Origin of the sequence: Methanomassiliicoccus sp. (assembly GCA_012719175.1) — an archaeon.
Lineage (GTDB): Archaea > Thermoplasmatota > Thermoplasmata > Methanomassiliicoccales > Methanomassiliicoccaceae > UBA6.
This window is the reverse complement of the sequence record JAAYAX010000005.1, coordinates 90,240-113,495: the sequence shown is the minus strand read 5'-3', so window position 1 is coordinate 113,495 and position 23,256 is coordinate 90,240. Positions and strand designations below refer to the sequence as shown.

Below are 23,256 nucleotides of genomic sequence, written 5' to 3'. Positions count from 1 at the left end.
CTCACATCTCCTCAGGAGCGCTCAGACCCAGGGTGTTGAGGACATTGGCCAGGACGATGCGGGTGGCATCGACAAGGGCCAGGCGGACCTCCCTGTTCTCCTCGCCCTTCAGCACCGGGACGTAGGTGTAGAACTGGTTGAAAGCAGCGGCCAGCTCGTGGCCGAACGCGGGCAGGACCTGGATACGGGCCTTCTCCCCCGCCTCCCTGATCACGGAGGGATAACGGGCGAGGACGCGGACGAGCCGCAGCTCGTACTCGTTGGTGAGGGTCGCCGGATCGTACGCTCCCTCGCTGATTCCGGCCTTCCTCTGGATGCTGCACGCACGGGCGTGGGCGTACTGCACGAAGGGGGCGCTGTTGCCCTCGAAGTTGAGGGCGTCCTCCCACTTGAAGACCAGGGGCTTCTCGGGCTGAACCCGCACTATATTATAACGCACCGCCCCCCTACCGATGGCCTTGGCGATCTCGCGCATGCGCTCCTCTGAGAGGTCCGTCCGCCGCTTCCTGACCTCCTCCAGGGCACGCTCCTCGGCCTCCTCGATGAGGTCGTCAAGATACACCACCGTTCCCTTGCGGGTGGACATACGTCCCTCAGGCAGGGATACGAAGGAGTAGAACACGCACTCCGGAGCCCGGTCCTGGCCCAGGAGCTTGAGGGCGATGGCCAGCTGTGCCTGGCCCAGCTTCTGGTCCTCTCCCAGGATGTTGATCATACGGTCCGCACGCTTGAACTTGTCAAGGTGATATGCCATGTCCCTGGTGGTGTAAAGCGTGGTGCCGTCAGCCCTGGTGAAGAAGAACCGGGTCTCCTTGCCATGGATGCCGAAGGGCTTCAGCTCCAGATAGCAGGCGCCCTTCTCCTCGGAGCAGTGCTCGGAGCGCTTCAGCTCCGCCACCACGCGGTGGGCCGACCCGTCCTTGATGAACTGGGATTCCCAGGTGAACTGGTCTATGATGACGTTTATGGAGACCAAGCTCTCGATGATGCCGTCCAGCATGAGCTTGGCGGTCCTGCGGACCTTGCCCATGACCTCCTCGTCCCCATCCTCGAAGCGGCGCAGCATCTGCCCCACCTGCCTCTCCACCTCAGGGTCAGACTCCATCATCTTGTTGGCCTTCTGGTAGTAGACCACGAGGCGGTGGTCGGCCTTGTCGCCAGCGACCTCCGGGAGATCCTCTGCGGGGATGTTCTCCAGGCCCCAGGTGAGCATGACCACCTGCTTGCCTACATCGTTGACGTAGTACTCGGTGGTGACATCGTAGCCGTAGGCCCGCATGCACCTGGCCAACGTGTCTCCGATTATGGGGTTGCGGGCCCTCCCCACATGTATGGGGCCGGTAGGGTTTACCGAGGTGTGCTCCAGGAGCACTCTCTTCTTCTCCAGGTCCCCGCGGCCGTAGCTACCCTTCATCGCCGCTATGGCCTCCAGGGTGCTGACGTTCAGCTGGCCGTCGTTGAGCTGGAAGTTGAGGTAGCCTTTTTCCGCCCACACCTTAGAGACCAGGCCCAGGGAGGGGATGAGGGCGGCCGCCTCTTCAGCAATAAGTGGTGGCGCCTTCCGCAGCTTCTTGGCCAGGGGGAAGCAGGGCACCGCAAAATCGGCGATCCCGGTCGATGGCACCTCGATCTCGAAGCTCACGTCCGCACCCATCTGGGCGAACGCCTTCTGGGCCGCGATACGGACCTCCTCTCGGAACGGCTCCAGGGGGTCCATCACATCCCACCGATCCCATATCGAAGGATGGCCGCAATGCCACCGAAGGCCTTGAGCAACAGCTCCCCTTCCTCAGAGTCGACCGAGAGCAGCTCCACTTTGGAGCCCACCTTGGAGGCGTCCTCGTAGAACGCGTCTACAAAGTCCACCGAGCTCTCTATTATCGGCGTGGCCCCGGGGCAGGAGGGGCACTTGGCGTCCTCCACCTTGTCCATGGTTAGGGTTCCGGACCATCCGCACTCCGGACATTTCATGGTCACCCGCACCTTCCTCAGACCCTCGGAGATCAGCAGAGTGTCCACCGCTCCCAGCGCCAGGGCGTGCCGCACCTGCTCCTCTCCATAGGAGGCGAGGCCGCCGTCGGACTTGCGTATCTCCTCCAGCAGCCTCTGCATCAGCGCCTTCTCCCGCATCAGGTCCAGGTCCGCGAGCGAATCTTTGGCCTTCTCCACCAGCTCCTTGAGGCCGTACTCGTCAGTATAGCCGGTATCGAAGGTGTCGATGATCTTCTTCCTCAGCTCGTGATGAAGGTACTCTTCTTTCACGAAGAACTCCTTGGTGGGGCCGGGACCGCCGATCAGTACTCCCTCCAGGTCCGACTGGGCCAGGAACGCCTCGTTGGCGATGTCCGCGGTCTTCTTGTAGAACTCGTGCGCGGCGATCTCGATGAGCCGCTCGAAACGCAGGGCCGATTGGCCACCGCGTCCGTGCTTGGACGGCACCAGGGACTGGATGTTCTTCACCGGTATGACCCTCTTGCCCTTCAACAGTCCGATGGTGGACTCCGACCTGTCGATGACCAGAAGGCCGAAGGTGGTCTTCTCATCAAGCATGTCCCACAGCTTCTCGGTGTAGAACTCGGAGTCGCAGCGGTACATGAACGTGGTGATCGGTTCAGGGGGTTCCAGGACGAACTGCACCTGCCTGGTCTGATCTCCTGCGGTCGGCGCTTCACCCACGAAGAATATCACGCCGTTCTCGGGAGGGGTCTTGAAATATTTCAGGCGTGCCAGTATGGACTCGATGGCCCCTGTGACGGCCTTATTGGTCCTCTTGCTCTTGATGTTCAGTGATTGTGAATATTCGTTCCTTAGGTAGTTGGCCACATCGGATATCTGCTTGTCCGGGGGCACGTAGACGGATACCAGCTCGGTACCTCGCCCATGGATGTTCCTTATCTCTTCTAGAGCGCGCTTGAAATCATACCTGCGCTTCTCCATCATCCTCTCATTATCGCTCTCATCTGGAGCCATCTTGACTTCGACCTACGCTTTTTTACGCTAAAGGTATTTCTATATTAAACCTATTGGTCAGCCTCCACTTTCCCACTGGATGCTTGCGACTAGGGAGATCGTTCTGTTTCGAGATCGATAGCTTTGATAGGTCGCTGACAAGGTCCCTGGCAGCAGAGTTCAGGATTATAGGTAAAAGGGCGGGCCGGCGAAGCCGCGCTCTACGCACGCTGGTTCGATACTGCTCCTTCCTCTACCAAGGGACGGCCGCATGCCGCGCATGTCCATGAAATGGACCGGGGGTCAAGGGAGTGACCGGATTCCTGGTCCGTTTCGCCTGGGGATCCACGGATGGTACGCCCTCCTACGCTTCTGTAGGGAACAGTTTGACCCTATGTGTTGGGAACGCAACAAGTGATATGATTAAATGCCTTGGCGATATGCGGCTACATCTACATCATCGTGAGTAGGCCATAGCTGAATTGGAGGGAAAGACCACATGGAAAAGGTAGTCATCTCGCTGGGAGGCTCCATCTTGATCCCGGACGATCGGGACGGAACCTTCCTCAAGGATCTCGCATCCCTGCTCAGGACCTTGACCGACGATCTGGAGATCTACGTCGTGTGCGGAGGCGGCAAGGTCGCTCGCTATTACATCAACACCGGCCGCGACCTCGATGCCACGGAGGAACAGCTGGACGAGCTGGGCATCGGTGTGACCCGACTCAACGCCCGCCTCCTACAGCTCGCGCTCAAGGACATGGCCTACGACGAGGTGCCGGTCACCGTCGAGGAGACGGCCGCCCAGGGCCGATGTGGCCGGGTGGCGGTGATGGGGGGTACCACTCCCGGGCATACCACCGACGGGGTGTCCGCGGCGCTGGCCGAGAAGGTCGGAGCCTCACGTATAGTCAACGCCACTTCTGTGGACGGGGTGTACTCCGCCGACCCCCGGAAGTTCCCTGAGGCCAGGAGGTACGATCGGTTGACCTTCGATCAGCTCGGGGAGATGATGGCAGGAGGCCACGGAGCCGGAAACTCGCACGTGTTCGATCCCATGGGGGCGGAGATCGTCAAGAGGTGCCGCATACCCCTGTTCATCGTGTCCGGTCGCGATCTCCAGGACATGGAGGACGCGATCAGAGGCAGGAAGGTCAAAGGCACCGTGATCGGCGGTTGATGTCAGGGATAAGCATTAACTGGTCTCTGCATCATAGACATTGAGGTCAAGAGGATTGGACATGACAGAGGAAGGTAAGCAGTGCAAGCGGATCAAGAACCTGAAGGACGATGTCAGCGCAGAGGAAGCGGTCGCGGAGATGAAGTGCCGCATGGGCAACTACGCACCCCACACCCTCCATCATATAAGGGAGCACAACCCTGAACTTGCAGTTGTAATAAAAGAACTGGACAGGGTCCTAGTGGAAGATGGGGCCTTGGACCGCAAGACCAAGAGGCTCATCGCCCTGGCCTGCGTGGCCACCCGGATGTGCGAAGGTTGCATATACCCACAGGCGCGGGTCGCCGTCAACTACGGGGCCACCAAGCAGGAGATCGTTGAGGCCATGCACGTAGCGGTGGTGTGCGGCGGGGTTCCCACCTGGTCGGTTGCCAGGAGCGGACTGAGCGAGCTGTTCGCCGAAATGGAAGAGGAGAAGGCCGCGGAAAGCGCTAAGCCAGCCGTATCTTCCAAGGCCAAGACGAAGACCCGCAAGAAGTGAGCTCTCACCCGCATCAGGGGTCGGACGGGTGGATGTTCTCCAGGTCCGAGCTGTCCACCGTCCCATAGCCCATCGACCTCACGAGCTCGGAGAGCGTGGTGGCCTCGGACCGCTTCATCGATTTCCTGTGGATGTAAGCAAGGGAAGCCCCGCTTCCCTCCATGCCCCTCCTGATCTTATCGGCCAGACCCTCCTTGTCCTCCAGATCGAAGGCGTGGTTGGGCAGCATATGACCGAAATCGATCTTCTTGAACAGACTAGACTCGGAGAACCGGGGAGCATAGTGGCCGCCCCCGATCCCCATGGCCACGGGGTAAGCGGACACCTCCACGTTCAACAGGGAGCGGGCGATGGCCTGGGCGGCGTCATGGTCCCCCCAGGTGGCCTCACTGCTGCCGATCTCTATGAACAATGTAGGCGTCTCCAGGTAGGGGCCGTGATGTGTTACTTCGAAGGTGATCTCGAACTCCAGCCCTGCCGCTTCCTCCTTCAGCTGCCTCAGCAGGGAGGACATCAGATGGGGGGCCGAGGGGACCACGGTCCCCTCCCTGCCGCCGTAATCCGCCCGGCCCCAGTTGCCTATGGGGTGCACGGTGAGGGATCGTTTTCCTGAGGCCGCCTTGTGGCGAGAGAGGAACACCACCTCCTCCACGGACGTGCCCAGCGCTCTCGCTGCGGCCTTGTCGATGTTGTCGTTCCACAGATGGAGGCGGGGGACGGTGATCAAGGCCATGTCCTTCAGGTAGTACACGGGCGAGCCTTCCATCGTTCCTTGCTCGGTCCAATCGGCAAGGGCCAGGATCCGGTCCCGGATGTTCACGCTCGCATTGTCCTCCAGACTACACACCAATAACCTCATGTCCCTCACACCTTGATTGTCTGGCTACAGAGTTATTCCGGATATTAAGAATTCACGGAGGAAAGAATTAATGTGATGAGAAAAATAGGAAGGGGCTTGCCACAGTCCTGGGACTGGTAGAGCGGCGAAACGGAGACAACGGGTTGGCGGGGATCAGCCCAGAAGTGTGATAGTCGTGTCAGATGTCATTGATAAACATGAAACCAACATCCAGAGGGAGCTGAAGGTCCTTCGGGAATACGTACACCTGCTAGCAGATGCGATGGATAAATCGACCATGCCCTTCGTGGCCGGCTATCCCGACGGAAAGACCATGGCGTTCAATGAGGCGTTCACCAAGCTCAGCGGCTATTCCGAGGACGAGCTGCGAGGAATGCCCTGGGTCCTTTACCTAACGCCGCCGGAGTGCCAGGACAGGGAGGCTCAGGCCATGGAGGAGCTGAGGAAGACCGGTCAACCCCAGTTCTACGAGAAGTGGCAGCTCAACAAGGACGGGTCCAAGACCCCTGTGGAGGTCATCCTCTGCCAGACCAACGACAAGGATGGAAAGGTACAGTACTATTACGCCCTCATAAAGGACCTTACGGAGAAGAAGAAAGCCGAGAAGCTAGAGAAGGAGCTTCAGGAGATCAAGGAAAGGAACCAGTACATGATCGGGACCGCCTTCGAGGGATTGGCCATAGTTCAGGAGGGAAAGATCGTGGAAGTGAACGAGCACTATGCCACCATGACCGGTTACGACACCGGTGAGCTCATCGGCATGTCGCTCTCTTCCCTGGTGACTCCTGGCCTGCGCGGCCTGGTATCCCCCCAGCTATCCGGGGCGGCGGAGGGTACATTCGAGGTCATGCTCAACCGCAAGGACGGAAGGGCCCTCACCGTGGAGATCGTGTCGCGGGACATCATGTACAAGGGCAAGGAGGCGCGGATGGAGAGGGTCCGCGATATCACTGAGAAGCGGAAGGCCCAGGAGGACAAGGAGAACCTTATGAAGCAGCTGTCCTCGGTGAGCGAGGAGCTCTCGGAGCTGAAGCAGCTGTCCTCCATCCCCGTCAACGCCGCGGCACCCCAGCAGACCCTGGAGACGCTCCTGCGTAACCTGGCGCAGGTCACTCGCGCCGAGGGCGCCATGGTGATGAGCCGAAAGGGCGACGACATGACCGGCCGTGCCAGCTATGGCTTCGGGGAGGCCGTCCCCACGAACCTTGAGGTGAGCGTGGGCGAGGAATTCCCTGGAAATATCGTGAAGGAGGACCGCGCGGTGTTCGTGGAGAGCGTCCAGTACGGAGAGGTCTCCAGCGCCCTCAAGAGCTCGGGGGCCAAATCCCTCCTGGGCGTGCCCATAAAGCAGGGCTCGGACATCATCGGGACGCTGTTCGTGGCCTGGGACACTCCCAAGACCGAGAACGACCGCGATGCCAAGCTCTTGGAGGTTGTCGCCGACCGCTGCGCCTCCGCCCTCGTCACCCAGAACATCTCAGAGCGTGACCTGGCGGACGAGGAGGTGGGCAGGTCCCTGAGCGAGATCAAGAGCACTCTCAGCTCTGCTCTTAGGTTCGGAGATCCCAACAACCGTTGAACTCATTCGAAAGGATGGAAACACCTTCCCCCCCTTTTTATTAACCTGGCCATGCACTTGTTCTGATGGTGATAGTCCGTTGAAGATGGAGAGAGATGTCATCGATTTCATCAAGAGAAACCGACCGGCCCTGGTGGCCACGGTGTCCCCTGAAGGCATCCCCAACGTCGCCCTGAAAGGAAGTCTTACCGTACTGGATGAGGAGAGGTTGATGTACGCGGAGCTCGTGGAAGGGAGAACGTCACACAACGTGGTCCGGCATCCGGAGGTGGCGGTGGTGGTCCAAGACCATGCTGGACACGGATATCAGATCAAGGGTCGTGGGCACCGCGACGACGATGTGTCCGCCTATGGGCTGTCCTGTGACGTCACCTCGTCCATCAGGATGGACCTGCCTCCTCCCCAGGCGGTCATAGTCATCGATGTCACCGAGGTTGATGCTCTGGAACCTCCGCACCCCTAGAATGAACATACATTTTTAACGTAATATACAAATAACGTAATAAAATATTTACATACCAATAATTATCGACCCTACATGTCCAGCTCCCTGACCGTAGGAGAAAGGATAGTCCTGCAATTAGCACAGTATACGAGATTCATCGACAGCTACGACGCCCCGCTGGATGTCAGCCAGGACGGGATCGCGGCCGCCCTCCGTATCTCCCGCGCCCATGCCGCCATAGAGCTTAAGAAGCTGAAGGAAACGGGAGAGGTGATGGAAAAGCTGGTCCACATCAAGAAGGGCAAGACCAAGAGGAAGGTATATTTCCTGACATCCCCGGGGGAGGAGCGGGCCCGGAAGATCCGCCAGTTCGCTGACAGCGAGGGGATAGACGTCCAACCGTTCCTGGATCTAAAGAAGTGCAAGGGTCCAGAGCTATGGAAGGGACTCAGTGATGAGCAGAGGGGGGTTCTGGCCCAGGCCTGCGTGTTCCGTAGACCGTTCCGGAGGGACGCTCTCCCCGAGACCACTGTGTCCCTTCTGCCCGTCAGTCCTGAAGGGATGGTCGACATGCCAGGGGAACTGCGTGCCTACGTGCCGACGCAGGTGTCCCCGGTCCTTCTCAGACAGTACCACTCCATGGCCGCAGACTATTGGCTGCCTCTCGGTCAGTACCGTGAAAGACTGTACCACTTGATGAAAGCGGGCCGGAAGCGGGAGGCGGAGATGCTCCTGGCCTCCAAGGGAGCGGCGTCCATGGGCATGCCCGACAGGGACCTTCTGGACATAGTGATGGCAGTATCCACCGATCACGAGCGCTATCGCGGCCGGGTGCTGTACGCACAGGCGGAGGTGGCCCGCCGGACCGGGAACCATGAGCTGGCGCTAGTGAAGGCAAAGGAGCTTTGTAGCTCGTCTTCTGACAAAGAACGTCATGACGGCATGATAATAGAGGCCTTGGTACTGAGGGAGAAAGGAGACCACGATGGATCTGTGGGCCTCCTGAAACGGGCCGCGGAAATGGTGGACTCGAATGAGATCGAGCTACAGTGCGAGCTCTCCGATACCCTCATACGGGCGGGACGTCATACTGAGGCCAAGGAGCTGCTGGAAAGGCTGCTGACCCAGGGGGGTGGGGACGGGGAACAGCTGGAGCGGATATTCTTTCAGCTGGGCACGGTATCCCTGTGCTGCGGGGATGCCGAGGGGGCGGTTCGATGCTTCAGCAAGAGCCGGGGAGCGGCCCGCAACAAGGAGAATGGCGAGCTGTACCTTCGCCTCTCCGATGCCTACGGGCTGATGGGAATGACCGAGAAGGCCGAGGAATATGCGGTGCGCGCAAAAAAGGTGCACACCCCCAATGTATCCATGTGAGCGAAAAAGCTGGTCCGTGGTTAAACACTAAATAATGCAAGGTCATTAAGCTCCCTGTTCAGCAAGGGGAGCATAGATGGCAGCATCGTTGACGGTAGGTGAACGGATAATCTTCCACTTGTCGCAGTACACGAAATACCACGATTCGTACGATGTACCTATAGACATAAGCCAGGATGGCATCGCCGCCGCCCTCCGCATCTCCCGCGCCCATGCCGCTCTGGAGCTGAAGAAGCTCAAGGACTCCAAGGATGTCGCAGAGCGCCTGTCCCACATCAAGAAAGGGAGGACCAAGAGGAAGGCCTACTTCCTAACCCCTCAGGGAGAGAAGAAGGCCAAGGAGATTATGCAGTATGCGGATGTCAATGCCATCGACCTTACCCCATTCCAGGACATCCGTAAATGCAAGGGCCCGGAGCTATGGGACGCCCTCGATGACAAGTTCAAGCCGGTGGTGGCGATGTCCTGCGTGTTCCGTAAGCCCTTCCGGAGGGAGGTACTTCCGGACATCGCCACGTCCCTCCTGCCGGTGGACGAGCGGGGGATGGTGGACCTGCCCCTGGAGCTCAAGGAATATGTGGTCAGCGTCACCGATCCCGAGAAGCTCAAGGACTACCACAGCTTCGCTGTCGACTACTGGCTCCACTGGGACGATCTCAAGGAGGTGCTTTACCACCTGGTGTGCTCTAAGCGGTTCGCGGACGCGGAGATACTGGTCTTCCATCATGCCAAGGAGCTCCTCATATCACCGGACGAGGACCTGCTGGAGGCGGTGTCCAACATACGCGATGTCACCAAGGGATACAGCGGCCTGGTCCATTATGTGCAGGCGGAGACCGCGCGCCGAGTGGGTAAGCACGAGTACTGCCTCATCGTCTGCAAGTGCATGGAGGCGTCCAGCATACCCTCGGAGAGGTTCGACGGATACATGATCGAGGGGCTCCTGAACATGGACAAGAAGGAGTACGCCCTCGCCTACCGCGCCTTCATCCGCGCCCGTGGGGTGTACGATGATCACATAAACACAGCCCTGGAGTGTCATATCGCGGAGTCCCTGATCCGCAACGGTGATTACCACGAGCCCCGGGAGATCCTGGAGCGGCTGTTGAGTCGCAGGTTCGAGGAGCCCGAGGAAGAGGCACGGGCATACTATCTGCTGGGGGTCATCGCCCTGAAGACGGGGGAGGACGACGAGGCCCTCCGCATGTTCGCCCTCAGCCGCAACGCCATGAACACCAAGCAGACCGAGCTATACAACAAGATCTCGGAGATGTACTACAGCATCGGCAACCGCGACAGGTCCCTAGAGTACGCCCTGAAGGCCAACAATCTTAAATTAACGGGGACGTTCTGAGCAGGTCCACATCACTGATGTACAGGTCCCGAAGGTCCTTGAGGTTCCAGCGCAGCATGGCCAGCCTCTCGAAGCCCAGGCCCCAGGCCAGCACCGGATGCTTAATTCCGAAGGGTTCGGTGACCTCGGGGCGGAACACTCCCGCTCCGCCCAGCTCCATCCAGCTGTTCTTGAAGCGCACCTCCACCTCCAGTCCCGGCTCCACGTAGGGGAAGTAGCCCGGCCGGAAGCGGATGTCCTTGAAGCCCATGCGCCCATAGAACTCCTTGATGACGCCGCACAGCATGTCGAAGGAAGCGTCCTCCTCCATGACGATGCCTTCGATCTGCCCGAACTCCGGGAGGTGGGTGGCATCGATGGACTCGTTCCTGAACACCTTGCTCAGGGAGAACACCTTGACCGGTGGCTGGGGGTGCTTCCACAGGTGGCGGATGGTGTTGACCGTGGTGTGCGTGCGCAGCAACGCACGTTCCGACTCCCCGCGGCACCACTTGTACCTCCACCCCAGAGAGCCAGTATCGCCTCCGCACTCGTGCATATCGCATACGCGGTCGATTATCGCCTCGTCCTCCAGCTGCAGGTGGTCAGGCCTCTTGAGGTAGAAGGTATCCTGCAGCTCCCTCGCCGGGTGGTCCTGGGGTGTGAACAGGGCGTCCATGTTCCAGAAGGCAGGCTGCACGTACTCCTCGTCGATCTCCTGGAATCCCATGTCCACGAAGATCTTGCGTATCTCATCGGCGACCCGGGTCAGGGGATGCTTCTTACCTGGATATATCGCCGGGGCGAAGGAGCGTACATCGTACTTGCGTATGGTGACATCCCTCCACTTTCCGGTCTGGATGAGCTCCGGGGTCAGCTGGGCGACCTCCTCCTTGACCTGCAGCCCCATCTCCACCAGCTCCCTGCCTAAGGCCGTCATCTCCAACGTACGGTCGATGAGCAAACGCTCCACCACGAGGTCCTGTCGGGACTTGAGCGAGGCTATAGTGGCCTTGTCCAGCCGGTCCTCGGGCATCTCCCCCTCGGCCAGCGCTGCCAGGGTGCGCTCATCGTCCATCTCCCGCTCGAGCATGCTACGCCCGTTGTCGGTGATGGTGATGATGGTGCTGCCGCCCTCCTTGCGGATGGCGGCGAGGTTCTTCTTCCTCAGCCACCCCAGGGCGATGGACACCTCCTCCTTACCGACGGCCATGGACAGGTCCTTCATGTCCATCTCTCCGCCTTTCTGGTCCAGAAGCCGCAGCGCTCTGCGCTCCGGCAGCCCCTTCTCTATGGCCTCACGGGACTTAAGCGAGTAGACCTTCCTGGCCACCTCTGAGATCTGCAAGGCGCCCTTGGACTGCAACCAGGATGCCGCGTTCATCACCTCGACCAGCTGGCCGAAGCTTCCCGCTTTAAAGATCTCCTCCGGATCGGCGCGGCCGTTGAGGCGGTTCAGTGCCAGCATCAGGCGGGCTTCGTTGGCGGACAGCCCCTCGAGGATCTCCGAGGTGTTCATATAAGGGACCGAGAAAAACTCTGGACTAATTAGTCTTTCCTCTGATCCTGTCCATGTGCAATTCATCCCGGCGTCGTACCGGCTTTATGTCCAGGACCGGTGTCCCCTCCCATGCGTCCAGACCCTCGACGGTAAGGATATTGCCGCTTACCCCCAGTAGTCGCACGGAGGTGACACCTATCTGGTTGGGGCGCCGGGGGCTTCGGGTGGCGAAGACGCCCGCTAGGGGTTCGGAGGGATCGCCGCGAGGGTGTACCTTGAGGTCGAAGCCTTCGCTCCTGTCAAAAAAAAAGAGTATCAGTATCTCCTTGTTATCGTCAAGGCGGTAGAGCCCTTCCTCCAGGTCTGGGCAGACCTCTATCTCGCTGACGTTTCCTATCACAGACCGAACGATACCGATCGGTCTAAGCTCGCCCACAGTCCCGTAACATGAACTCCTCGACACGCTCCTTAGCCTCCTCGCGCTTCCGCTGATGCTCTTCGATGAACGGGACTATGACGTCCGCAAGGCCCTTCTTGCACTCGCCGCACAGGATCTCCCCCTTCCTGCATTTATCATAGAGCTCGGCGAGCTTCTGGTCGTCCTTCTCGAACAAGTATAGCTTGTACTTGAAGACGGAACATACCTCGGGCTTCCCGCCGCTCTTGCGCTGCTCCTCCACCGAGACCGCGCCCCCGGTGAAAGCGGACATGATCTTCTTGCGGACCAGCTTGGGAGGGTCGGTGGTGTATATGGTGCTGTTGGGCTGGGAGGAGGACATCTTGTCCGTGCCCTGCAGGCCGGGGAACATCTTGTTGTGCAAAAGCGCTGGTTTGTAGTAACCGAGCGTTGGCGCGATGTCTCGGGCCACCCGGAAATGGGGGTCCTGGTCGATCCCGCAGGGGATGAGGCAGGGGACGTTCTTGCCCGCGAGAACAGAGCCCAGGAATGCGGGCGCGGACTGAATGCTGGTATAGAATATGCTCCCAATATTGTTGGAATTGTCGAAGCCGAAGACCGCCCGTGCGGTGGAGAAGGTGATGCGCTTGGCCACTCTCAGCGCCAGCGGATAGAGGGAGTGGATGAACTCGGTGTCAATGAATATTCTGGTCAGCTCAGGCTCGAAGCCCAGGGCGATGACGTCAAGGAGGTTCTGGTAGGCCATGTCGCGGGTGTCCTGGAGTTCGAGATTGTCGTTGAAGAGGTATTTCTCGTCGTCAGTGAGCTGGAAGTACAGGGGCACTTTGAAGGTGTCCTGCAGGTATTTGGTGAATATCCATGGCATGAGGTGACCGAGGTGAGTGTTACCGGAAGGTCCCCGGCCGGTGTATAGATAGAAAGGCTCTCCTGCTTCGTAGCGGTCCAGGATCCATTCCATGTCCCGGTGGGAGTACACCACGCCCCTTTTCAGCAGAGGGTGCGGCTCTGCGTATTGGGACAGGCGGTCGATGAGGTCCGCATCGATCTTCTTGGTACCAAACTTCTCCACCAGAAGGTCGTAGTCGATCTCACCGCTAACCTCCCAGGGCGTCACCTTGAAGTCCTCGTTCATTGCTAACTCGTCCGGCAAAGCGGTCAGGGAATATATCAACCTATTCTGTTCTGGGGACGGTAGTGTCCCTTCTTTCCTTGGGCTCGCTCAGGGCGGCACGGACGACCTTCTCCAGGTCCTGCATGCGGTAGGGTTTGGGCAGTATGCCCACGAAGCCGTAGGATCGGAAGTTCTTGACCAAGGGCTCATCCACGAGGCCGGTAGAGACGATGGCTTTGGCCTGAGGATCGATCTTCAGAAGCTCTATTATGGCCTCGCCCCCTCCCATCCCCATGGGAACGGTCAGGTCCATGATGACAATGTCGTAGCGGTTCCCCTCATCCATGGCCTCCTGGTACATCTTTAGGGCCATCTCTCCCGAGGTAGCTACCCCTACTTCATAACCGAACACGCGGAGGATCTCGCTGGTCACGTCTAGGATGCTCTCCTCGTCGTCCATGACCAGTATCCTTGCCGTCAGCCTAACTGGATCGTCCATCGTCAATTTTTCCCTTGCCCTTGCGACTGCTTTTTAATCTTATTTGGGGAGCGTTCGTTCCTTACGGTCAGCCCTAGTGCTATTTACATTAGTATTCGCTGAGGTGTCTTTATAGCTACTTAGCCCCCAATCATTATTGATAAACAATACTATATAATTATTACTATATATATTATATTATTACTCAGGAACCGGGATGACGGTGATACGGGCCAGAGAGGGGGACGAGGACCGCTGGGATCGTTCCCGGCGCATCAAGTGGATGGACATGGAGAAGTTGCGGTCCTCCAGTTTTCTGGTGGTCGGCGCTGGGGCCTTGGGCAACGAGGTGGTAAAGGACCTGATTCTGTCCGGCGCCCGCAAGATAACCTTGGTGGACATGGACCATGTGGTGCGTTCCAACCTCAACCGCTGCATCTTCTTCAGAGAAGGTGACAGCGAGGCAAGGAGGCCCAAAGCAGAGGTGGTCGCCGAGAGGGTTCGGGAGCTGGATCCTAGCGTGGATATCGATCCCGTGGTGGGAAAGGTGGAGGACCTTCCCGAAGATTCATGGGGTGAGCATAGCATAGTTCTAGGGTGCCTGGATAATGTGGCTGCGCGCCTACATGTCAACTCCTTCTCGTATTTCAACATGATGCCGTACATCGATGGTGGCACCAACGGACATGCGGGCAGGGTGCAGGTCATACTTCCCCCGTCCACTCCCTGCCTGCAGTGCGGCCTCAACCGCAGCCACTACAGGATATTAGAGCGAAGGAACTCATGCACTGGAACAGAGATGACCTACTTCCAGCCAAAGATGGCAGCGGAGATCACAACCACGGCCATGGTGGCGGCGGTACAGGTGCGTGAGGCTCTCAAGATCGTGAGCGGTCGAGATGATTCGATCATCAGGAACGTCCTTCATCTCAATGGGTTACATAACACCTGGGAAGTATTGGAGGCGTCCTTCGACCCCCTCTGTCCGCTCCATCATATGGGTCATGAATAATATCAAATAGACTACATAGAACAGTCAGTTTTATGTGTATAAACTAATTTTATACAATTGGTTGAATAATATGCCCTTCAGGGTGAAAGTAAGGAACGCAGAGAGCGGGTCGACGGTAGACATGGAGCTAGAACAGGAGAATACCGTGGAGGAGATCATAGAAGGGGCCGCAGGATATTGGGAAAAGGATGCTGGGGCCTACGTCATCCGGAGAGGTAAGAAGCTTCTAAGGGGCCAACAGACGGTGTCGGAAGCAGGCATCCAGAACAATGATGAACTGGAGCTCATCCCTGACCCCGAGGGCGGATACAGTGGCCCTCCCCTCTGACATCCTGCTGGCAAGGTTGCGGAACGAGATCAGGGCGTGCGCGAGGTACATCACCTCCTCCCCCGATCTCCGCAGCTCCAGAGAGGTCATCTTCCCCATCGATATAGAGGTGGAGCTGCTGAAGGTTCCCGGACCCTGCGTCGAGGGGGATCGTGTCGTTCAGAGGTACAGCCACCGCCTGCGCATCAGCATCGGCAGGGATTATCCGTTCGTCAAGCCGCACATCGCCTGGCTGACGCCGATATTCCACCCCAACATCATGATGCCCGAGGATGGTGGCTACGTCTGCACCAAGCTGCTGGAGGATTGGAGCTTCAACTCCACCATGATCTCGTTCATAAAGGGAGTGGAGTCCCTGGTCACCACCCCCAATCCCAGCAGCCCGTTCGGAACGGACAGCTGCACGGCGGCAGCGGAGTATTTCAACAACGGTGAGAGAAGGTTGCCGCCCATGCTCTCCGCCCCTGTGCCTAGGGTGGTGGGTCGGGAATGAGCCATCCGATCATCGTGGGGAAGCAGCAGGCGGAGGTGCGCGAAGCGCCTCCTCCTTCCAAGAATCGCATCAAGGCCCACAAGTGGCTGACCGAAAAGTGCCAGTCGGAGTACCGCTCTCAGGAGGCCACGGGGTTCGAGCTATACATCTCCAAGGTGGCGGAGGAGAAGATGCGCAACCACGCGATCATGCACGTGGAGGAGAGGAAGGAGGTCATGGGTCTGATGCTGGGGTCAATCTTCCGATATGCGGGCAGGGAGTACGCGGTGGTGCGCGATGTGGCCACCACTGATCTGGACGCTACCGAGGTGAGCGTACGCTTCGATCCCAATGCCTTCGAGAAGCTGTTCGCCTGCCTTGATGACATCGGGTTCCGATATGTGATCGTGGGATGGTACCATTCCCATCCCTCCTACCATTGCTACATGTCCTCAACAGACGTCCAGACCCAGCGGGGGATGTTCAACATGCGCTGCCATTCGGCTGTGGTCATCGACCCTGTCAACAAAGAGATAGAGGCCTTCTACCTGGAGGAGGAAAAGGTGAGATCGAGGCCGTTCGCCATATACTGGGACGAGTTTCAGAGCCCCTATTTCGGGACCACCGTGCGCATGCGCCAGACGGCGGATGCCCCATGCCCGGGAGCCGTGACCGGCACGCGCTGTTGGCATCGTTTATAGGATGTAGACACTGCGACACGGGAATTACATGGTGGGTCATGCGGAGCGCGATGTTTTCGGGATACCTCTCGACGCATCACACCCAGATGGCGTGCCGCCTTCTCAGGGAAGCTTCGTTCTGGTCCATCCTCTCCATTATCATAGGCACCATGGAGTCGAACATCACCAGGGCCGCGTCCTCGAAGATTGTTCCCAGCGGGGCCAGCCGCTTCTTCTGTTCGTCCTTCACCTGGCCCACCTCCAGGACGATGTTCGAAGCATGCCCTAGCTTGGAGTTTGGATTGGAGGTCACACCGATGACCTTGGCCCCCACCCTGCGGACGATGTTGGCGGTCTGGACAACGGACATCGTCTCCCCGGTGTTGGAGACGATTATGACGACATCGGTGTTGTTGACGAAGGGAGTGGTCATGTCACCGACGAAGTGGACATCGAACCCCATCTGCACCAGGCGGACGGCGAACGCCTGACCCACCAGGCCGGACCTTCCCACCCCATAGATGAAGATCTTCTTGGCCGCGGCGAAGGCCTCTATAGCCGCATCCACCTCGGAGGGGCTCACGCGGGAGAGGGCCTCGAGCATCTCCCTCATGATGTATGACAGGGATTCCTGCATGTTCACCGCTTCTTCTTGGTGGAGGTAGCAGGCTTGGCTGGGGCCTTGGCGGGCGCTTTTGCCGGCTGCTTGGCGGCCGGCTTCGTCTTCTCGCTCTTGGGCTTGGCGCTTGGCGTCTGCTTTTCTGCAGGAGCCTTCTTCTCTACGCGGGGTCGGGGTGCGGTCTCCAGAACATCCTGGTCCTCCTCCACCTCATCGATCTCGACGTCGTACTCCACCCCATCATCCTCATCTATGTCAAGTTCCGGGTCCTCATCCTTGCCCTTATCGGACTTCTTGCCCCTGGTCTCCTTGGCCACCCTCTTGGTCAGGACCCGCTCGTAGATGACCTTCATATACATGGCGTCATGCTCGAGCAATGGGGATGAGGATATGATGGTGATGTTCGGGTTCTCCTCTGCAAGGTAGTCCGCCAGAGGCTCGAACTTGAGGTCCCCTTTCTTGATGGGGGTGATCCTCTTCTCGTTCCCTCCCTCGTGCTCGACACCGGAAAAGTGAGTGTAGAAGTGACCATCGATATAGTCCCGGACCTTATCCAGGAGTTTGCCGAAATCCTGTGGCTCCCGGAGAGTGCCCTCATCCCGGGCATGCACGTGGGCGAAGTTGATGACAGGTACCGTCCCCTCGATGTCGTCGCACATCTCCAGAACCTCGTCCAAGGAGCCGAACACCTCCTGCCTGCCGCTGGTCTCGAAACCCAGACGGGGCTTGAGGCCGTTGTCCTTCCACCAGTCCATGATGGAGGAGATGTTCTCGGTGATGTTCTTCTTGGCCTGCTTCTTGCTCTTGTTCGGCGCCAGCCCCAGGTGCGTCACCACCAGGCATCCGTCCATCTGGTCGGTCATGGTGCCGGCCCACCGGATGTTATCCATGCAGCGGGCCGTCAGCTCGGTGTTGCTGGCGAGGTCCATGTAGTAGGGGGTGTGCATGGACAGCTGCACATCCATCTCCTTACCCATGCGGCCCAGCTCCTTGAGCTCCATGAAGTTCTGCGCTATGCCTGATGCCAGGGTGATGAGGGTATCGTCCTCCTTGATCTTCTCCTTAGGCTGAGTGAGCCGGACCTCCTTTTTGTTCTTGGTCCGGACGATCTCCATGATGAGGTCGCTCTCCACGTCCATGGGGGTGAGCCCGACCTCCTCTTCGTCGGGGAAACGCTCGATGACGTTGACCCTCACCATCTGGACCTCCATGGCATTAAGGCCTAGCCCGTGGACGTCCTCGATGCCATCACGGAGGGTCCTGCCCTTGCAAGAGAGTGGAATGCCCGCTGGGCCAAATCGAATCATAATCGCACCAATGCGCTCGGTGTGTTCCGAACGAACAATGCAATGCGGGAGGGCATATTTAATTGCTATTTATCTACATCAATGCCAGGAATAGTCCTTCTTTATAACGCTAAGAGGCCGTGGTAATGACAGCGCAATATTTTTCCGCTATTAACCCATGACGCTTGGGTGGGATGGTCACTCTGAGCGCGGATGTTGTAGTCGAACGTATATCCAGTTTACGAAATGATCTTATCGACATCACCTTGAGGAACAGGCTGGTGGACATGGGAGAGGGGTGCACTGCCTGCATGGGCCTGATCGGAACCTCTCCCGCAGAGATATACCGTGAGCTCGCTCTTCGTAACGGCTCATTCGTCGTCCGCCTCGGGACTTCGGAAGGCGATGCTTCGCGGTCGATCGAGTGCCTCCACTTATCTTCCTCCGTCGGAAACGCCAAGGTCTCCAGTTCGCTCATGTCGATGTACTCCAAGGCGCAGGAGGTCCTAGACGCCCAGGGCGTCCGCGTCCTGTTCCTCGCCATGGGCAGCCTGGAGTGGTCGAGTGACGGCACTCAGGGCAGGAGGGCACGCTCCCCTTTGCTCTTATTACCGGTCCGCGTCACGCGTCCACCGTCCTCGGTGGACTTCGAGCTGTGGGCCGACGGGCCGGTCCTGCTCAACCCTGTCCTGGAGCATAAACTGCGCACAGAGATGTCGCTGTCCCTCCCCCCTCTCTCTGAGGGCGTGGTGGACGTGGATGGTTACTTCCAAGAGTTGCGCGATCTTTTCACGGGGAAAGGCTGGGACGTGACGTCGGCGGCACACCTGGGCCTTTTCGAGCTGCCCCATATGGCCGTCCACGACGAGTTCGCCAAGTACCAGGACATGATGGTCGCTCATCCGGTGATAAGAGTTATCGCCCAGGGCAAAGGCGCTCCGGACGAGTGCTCCGGCTCCAGGGAAGCGGTCGACGCGGAGGCGTTCAGCGTCCTGGACGCGGATTCCAGCCAAAGGGAGGCGGTCTCGCTGATGCTCTCCGGGACCAGCTTCGTGCTGCAGGGCCCCCCTGGTACTGGCAAGAGCCAGACCATAGTGAACATGATCACCGAGGAGATCGCGCGAGGACGCAAGGTCCTTTTCGTTTCGGAGAAGAGGTATGCTCTGGATACGGTCCGGAAACGGATGGAGACGAGAGGCTTGGGTCGGTACTGTCTCGATCTGTACGACCCCCAGCGGGACGTCCGCGAAGTGGCCGACGAGCTCGGCAGATGCCTGTCATCCCTCCCGTCCTCCTCCACGGTGACCTTCTCCCGTGAGGAGATGGAGCAATGCCGCAAACAGCTGGACGGATACGTGGAAGCCCTCCATCAGGTGAGGGAGGGCCTGGGAATGTCCTTCCATGAGGTTCTATCCCGCCTCACCGAGCTGAGATCGGTAGCGGAGGTCTCCCTGGGCTTCCCCGGACTGGAGAGGATGAGCGCCAGATACCTGGAGTCCCTGCAGCCTCTGGTAAAGGACTTGGAGAAGTATGCTCCTCTGCTGGAAACGAGCGAGACGCACCCCTGGGCGGACTGCGAGGTAGGGAAATGGCAGCTGAGCGCGCAGTCGGAGATCATGCGCCGGCTTTCGGACCTTAAGCTTTCCCGGACCCGCCTCGAGGAGGTCATTAAGAGCCTGTGCGAGGAGTATGACCTTCCCGTCCCCCGGGACCTCAAGGGCACCAACGAGCTGACCGACCATCTCCGGGCGATCAACCTCACCCACTATCCTGAGGAGAGTTGGCTGATCAGCGACCCCGCTCCCCTGCTGGAGCTCGTGGAGGACATCCAGGAATCATACAGGCAGCGCCTGGAAAGGATGACCTGGGTGAAACAGATGTACCGCGATGGGGTCCTCGACCTGGACCTCAAGGGTATGCAGGAGAGGGCCCTCCAGGGCAGCAAGATGACCACGAGGCTCTTCGACCACGACTACCGCAGGGACATGAAGGCATTGGAGAGCCTGAAACGGGGGAACCGCAAGCTCAAGCATGCTCAGGCGTGCTTCGAGCTCAAGGAGCTGGTCGAGGTCTCGGACCTGATCTCCCACATCCAGAAGGATGAGAGGGATTGCGCCGAGCGTCTGGGAAGGCACTTCCAAGGGGACAAGACGGACTGGGCCAAGACCGTCAAGGCCATCGAGTGGACGCGCGAGTACCGCGCCAAGAACGGGGTCCCACAGACCCCCGGCATCACGCGCCTCCTGTGTTCCGGTCCCGACGCCCTCGAGGGCCTCAAGACCAAGATCGACTCCCTGGACGAGGCCGCACAGCGCCTGTCCACGGCCGTTTCGGCGGTAAGGGAACGTTTCGACCTGAGCCCATTGATGAACGGTAGGAGCGTCAGCGAGGTGCCGTTCCAGGAGCTGAACGACTGGGCCCAGAACCATCTTGATCACGCCACCTCCTTCCAGGAGTGGACAGAGGTGGTGCGGATACAGAAGGAGGCGCGGGAGAGCGGATTGGAGGACCTCTTGATATTAGCCTCGGCCGGAAAGCTTTCTCCGGAGAGCACTTGGGAGGGAGTTCGCAAGCGGCACCTCATGCTGTGGCACGACCTTCTTCTGTCCCGTGACGACAGGCTTCGGCTCTTCGACCGGGAGACCCATGAGCGCAGGGCGGCCCGCTTTGCAGAGCTGGACCTCGATAGTTTGGAGGCGGCCACCTCGCAGACCAGACGGGCGCTCGAAAGGCACCGCGGTGATGCCTTCAGGAGCATCTCGGAGCAGAGCGAGGAACAGCATTCCATACCCAAGAGTGAGGTATCCGGCATTGGGCAGAGGGGGTCCCTGGGGGGATTGTTCGCCTCGGCCTTGGACCACATACTTGCGATAAAGCCCTGCCTCATGATGAGCCCCCGGGCGGTCACCGCCCTTCTGGACCCTACCACCGCCCTCTTCGACCTGCTTATCCTTGATGAGGCCTCACAGATGCGCGTAGAGGACGGGATAGCCAGCATGCTCCGCGCCAAGCAGGTGGTGGTAGTGGGGGACAGCATGCAGCTGCCCCCGATGGACCTGGCCACGGGTGCCGAGGGAGCGATAGCGGAGGGTCGAGAGAGCATTATGGACGCGTGCTCGGGGTCGCTGCCCCAGAGATCGCTCTTGTGGCATTACCGGTCGCGGCAGGAGTCGCTGTTCGCGTTCTCCAACGAAAGATTCTACGGTGGACGGTTGATAACCTACCCGTCAGCAACGTTGGACCGGGAGGACCTGGGCGTTTCGTTCGTCCACGTGCCGGGGGCGATCGGAGAAGAGGGCAGGTGCGACCACAGCGAGGCGGAGGCCAAGAAGGTGGTCGACCTGGTCCTGGAGCATGTCGGTCATCGTTCCCGAGATTCCCTGGGAGTGGTGGCATTCACCGAAACCCAGCAGGTGGCCATCCTGGCGGAGCTGGAGCGCAGGACCGCCCAGGATCCCGCTCTGGCACCTCTGCTCACCCGCGCCAGGGAGGAGTCCTTCTTCGTCAAGAGTCTGGATGCCGTGCAGGGGGACGAGAGGGACGTGATCATAATTTCCGTGGGCCACTGTAAGGACCGATCGGGCAGGATGTTCAGGAGCTTGGGCCTGCTCAAAGGCGAGATGGGCAGGAGGCGCCTGAACGTCGCCGTCACTCGGGCGAGGAAGCACATCAAGCTCGTCTCCTCGCTGCTGCCGGAGGAGATCGAGACTGATGCCAATGGAAGGGACGTGCTAAGGGATTATCTAGAATACGCCGCATGGCCCGGGCACGAAGTGGAGAATGGAGCGAGTTCGGGCGCACGGGACCCCATCGCGGACGACGTCCGTGAGCGGTTGGAGGAGCGCGGCCTGAAGGTGGAGAGGGATGTGGGGATGTCCTCCGGCAAGGTCGATCTGGCCATAGTCGATGATGAGCATCCTGGAAGATACCTTCTGGGCATCCTTACTGACGGCCGGTCCTACCGCAAGGCAGGAGGCGCCAGGGACCGGGATCGGCTCCGGCAGGAGGTCCTCACCAACTTAGGTTGGATACTCCACCGCCTCTGGTCCCAGGATTGGCTAAGCAACCCCCAGGCGGAGGTGGAGCGGATCGTGGCCGCCGTGGAGATGAGCAGGACTGCGCACGCGGAGAAGGAGGCCGATGAGGAGATGAGACCACTAGAGGTCCTGGTGGCCTCGCTGTCAGTGGTGGATATGGCCGGGGCGTCCGATGCACCTAACACCTTGACCGTCGATGACGGCATCGCGGGCGGAGGCTGGAGCTCTGCCGATCCGGAGGTGGACGGTACCGTAATGACGTCCCTGTCGGCCGCGGAAGAGGTCGACCTATCCGCTGAGGGCGGGTCCATCTCCTTTAACAGCGCCTCGGAGGAGACCGAGCTCATTGTGGATGAGGTGCCCGCCGCCATCGCCGCCGAGCCGGACACCAGGGCCGTAAGCCAGGGGCTAATGGCCCCGGACGAGCCCCTGAGGGACCTGTGCGCGATCTATTCCCGGGCCCGGCTGCATGAGGACCCGTCCCTGGTCTACCTATTTGCGCAGGACCAAGAAGCGGCGATGCGGGAGGCGGCCATCAGGGTGGTCGAGGAGGAAGGTCCGGTCCATATGACCGTCGTCCGGGACCGGGTCAAGGAGCTGGTCGCGGTCTCCACAGGGAAGCGCCCCTCAAACGTGGACAGGCTTATACGGCCGGCGATCGGCGGTCTGGAGGAAGAGAGCAGGATCAGGATAGAGGGCGACTTCTTGTGGCCCGCGGACCTCAGGACTCTGCGCCCCCGGCGCTGTTACTCACCACGGCGCGACATCGATCATGTGTGCGATGCTGAGATGGAGGCCATGGTGAGGATGATAACCGCCAGGACCCCCAACATCAGGGTGAAAAGGGTGGTGAACGATGTCTCCGACCTCCTGGGCTACAAGAGGCCTACCGCTGCCATCAAGAAACGGGTCGAGAGGACACTGGCCACCGTCGCCCCGAGCAGGACGAGGAAGGCCAAAGATATCGACGATGGACGCATGGATGACCTAGATGGCTTCAAAGAGGGGAGCTGAAGCTGAGGGCTGAACCACCTTCCAGCGGTCCATACCTTTT

General features: G+C 59.5%; 20 protein-coding genes. 11 read left to right on the top strand and 9 right to left on the bottom strand.

Annotated features, from left to right (window positions below; translation table 11 throughout):
- Position 1 precedes the first annotated feature (1 nt).
- Positions 2-1,717 (bottom strand): arginine--tRNA ligase, encoded by a 1,716-nt coding sequence (locus GXX95_04105; protein NLT37327.1) that lies wholly within the window; start codon positions 1,715-1,717, stop codon positions 2-4.
- The gene (prf1, locus tag GXX95_04100) at positions 1,717-2,970 is read right to left on the bottom strand and encodes a peptide chain release factor 1 (protein NLT37326.1); all 1,254 of its coding nucleotides are present in this window, start codon (positions 2,968-2,970) and stop codon (positions 1,717-1,719) included. The genes GXX95_04105 and prf1 overlap by 1 nt, the downstream gene beginning before the upstream one ends.
- 478 nt (positions 2,971-3,448) lie before the next feature.
- On the opposite strand from prf1, the gene pyrH reads away from it, so the two are divergent.
- Together pyrH and GXX95_04090 are read left to right on the top strand one after the other, a co-directional pair.
- The gene (gene pyrH / locus GXX95_04095; GenBank protein ID NLT37325.1) at positions 3,449-4,129 is read left to right on the top strand and encodes a UMP kinase; all 681 of its coding nucleotides are present in this window, start codon (positions 3,449-3,451) and stop codon (positions 4,127-4,129) included.
- Between the two features lie 61 nt (positions 4,130-4,190).
- Entirely contained in the window at positions 4,191-4,670 is a 480-nt protein-coding gene (locus GXX95_04090) for a carboxymuconolactone decarboxylase family protein (protein NLT37324.1), read from the top strand.
- A gap of 13 nt (positions 4,671-4,683) precedes the next feature.
- On the opposite strand, the gene GXX95_04085 is transcribed toward GXX95_04090, so the two are convergent.
- Entirely contained in the window at positions 4,684-5,529 is an 846-nt protein-coding gene (locus GXX95_04085) for a transposase (GenBank protein ID NLT37323.1), read from the bottom strand.
- A 262-nt stretch (positions 5,530-5,791) separates the two neighbouring features.
- Here GXX95_04085 and GXX95_04080 point away from each other — a divergent pair, with 262 nt between their 5' ends.
- The 4 genes from GXX95_04080 to GXX95_04065 all read left to right on the top strand — a co-directional run bounded on the left by GXX95_04080 (position 5,792) and on the right by GXX95_04065 (position 10,281).
- Positions 5,792-7,108 (top strand): PAS domain S-box protein, encoded by a 1,317-nt coding sequence (locus GXX95_04080; GenBank protein ID NLT37322.1) that lies wholly within the window; start codon positions 5,792-5,794, stop codon positions 7,106-7,108.
- A gap of 79 nt (positions 7,109-7,187) precedes the next feature.
- Complete coding sequence (locus GXX95_04075) at positions 7,188-7,571, top strand: pyridoxamine 5'-phosphate oxidase family protein (GenBank protein ID NLT37321.1); 384 nt, start codon at positions 7,188-7,190, stop codon at positions 7,569-7,571.
- Between the two features lie 75 nt (positions 7,572-7,646).
- The gene (locus tag GXX95_04070; GenBank protein NLT37320.1) at positions 7,647-8,927 is read left to right on the top strand and encodes a tetratricopeptide repeat protein; all 1,281 of its coding nucleotides are present in this window, start codon (positions 7,647-7,649) and stop codon (positions 8,925-8,927) included.
- Between the two features lie 76 nt (positions 8,928-9,003).
- Positions 9,004-10,281 carry a tetratricopeptide repeat protein gene (locus GXX95_04065; protein NLT37319.1) on the top strand — a complete coding sequence of 426 codons (1,278 nt, stop codon included), beginning with the start codon at positions 9,004-9,006 and terminating at the stop codon, positions 10,279-10,281.
- On the opposite strand, the gene GXX95_04060 is transcribed toward GXX95_04065, so the two are convergent.
- Genes GXX95_04060 through GXX95_04045 form a run of 4 tightly spaced genes read right to left on the bottom strand, consistent with a single transcriptional unit; the run spans position 10,259 to position 13,789 of the window.
- Positions 10,259-11,779, bottom strand: coding sequence for a phenylalanine--tRNA ligase subunit alpha (locus tag GXX95_04060; protein ID NLT37318.1), 1,521 nt, complete (start codon positions 11,777-11,779; stop codon positions 10,259-10,261). The two genes, GXX95_04065 and GXX95_04060, sit on opposite strands and share 23 nt — an antisense overlap.
- A gap of 25 nt (positions 11,780-11,804) precedes the next feature.
- Positions 11,805-12,161, bottom strand: a complete 357-nt coding sequence (tsaA, locus tag GXX95_04055; GenBank protein ID NLT37317.1) for a tRNA (N6-threonylcarbamoyladenosine(37)-N6)-methyltransferase TrmO — start codon at positions 12,159-12,161, stop codon at positions 11,805-11,807.
- Positions 12,162-12,183: 22 nt separating this feature from the next.
- On the bottom strand, positions 12,184-13,311 hold the full coding sequence (locus GXX95_04050; protein ID NLT37316.1) for a tryptophan--tRNA ligase: 1,128 nt from the start codon (positions 13,309-13,311) through the stop codon (positions 12,184-12,186).
- A 40-nt stretch (positions 13,312-13,351) separates the two neighbouring features.
- Positions 13,352-13,789: a response regulator gene (locus GXX95_04045; protein ID NLT37315.1), complete on the bottom strand. Its 438-nt coding sequence runs from the start codon at positions 13,787-13,789 to the stop codon at positions 13,352-13,354.
- Positions 13,790-13,985: 196 nt separating this feature from the next.
- On the opposite strand from GXX95_04045, the gene GXX95_04040 reads away from it, so the two are divergent.
- From GXX95_04040 to GXX95_04025, 4 genes are all read left to right on the top strand, one after another.
- A complete protein-coding gene (locus tag GXX95_04040) occupies positions 13,986-14,780 on the top strand; it encodes a ThiF family adenylyltransferase (protein NLT37314.1) in 795 nt (264 codons plus the stop codon).
- Positions 14,781-14,850: 70 nt separating this feature from the next.
- Positions 14,851-15,108, top strand: coding sequence for a hypothetical protein (locus tag GXX95_04035; GenBank protein ID NLT37313.1), 258 nt, complete (start codon positions 14,851-14,853; stop codon positions 15,106-15,108).
- Complete coding sequence (locus tag GXX95_04030; GenBank protein NLT37312.1) at positions 15,092-15,601, top strand: ubiquitin-conjugating enzyme E2; 510 nt, start codon at positions 15,092-15,094, stop codon at positions 15,599-15,601. Before GXX95_04035 ends, GXX95_04030 begins: the two co-directional genes overlap by 17 nt.
- A complete protein-coding gene (locus GXX95_04025) occupies positions 15,598-16,281 on the top strand; it encodes a hypothetical protein (protein NLT37311.1) in 684 nt (227 codons plus the stop codon). The genes GXX95_04030 and GXX95_04025 overlap by 4 nt, the downstream gene beginning before the upstream one ends.
- 76 nt (positions 16,282-16,357) lie before the next feature.
- Here GXX95_04025 and GXX95_04020 read toward each other — a convergent pair whose 3' ends face one another.
- Together GXX95_04020 and GXX95_04015 are read right to left on the bottom strand one after the other, a co-directional pair.
- Positions 16,358-16,864 carry an SIS domain-containing protein gene (locus tag GXX95_04020; GenBank protein ID NLT37310.1) on the bottom strand — a complete coding sequence of 169 codons (507 nt, stop codon included), beginning with the start codon at positions 16,862-16,864 and terminating at the stop codon, positions 16,358-16,360.
- 35 nt (positions 16,865-16,899) lie between these two features.
- Positions 16,900-18,186 (bottom strand): TIM barrel protein, encoded by a 1,287-nt coding sequence (locus GXX95_04015; GenBank protein ID NLT37309.1) that lies wholly within the window; start codon positions 18,184-18,186, stop codon positions 16,900-16,902.
- Positions 18,187-18,359: 173 nt separating this feature from the next.
- On the opposite strand from GXX95_04015, the gene GXX95_04010 reads away from it, so the two are divergent.
- Positions 18,360-23,216 carry a DUF4011 domain-containing protein gene (locus GXX95_04010; GenBank protein ID NLT37308.1) on the top strand — a complete coding sequence of 1,619 codons (4,857 nt, stop codon included), beginning with the start codon at positions 18,360-18,362 and terminating at the stop codon, positions 23,214-23,216.
- Positions 23,217-23,256: the final 40 nt, after the last annotated feature.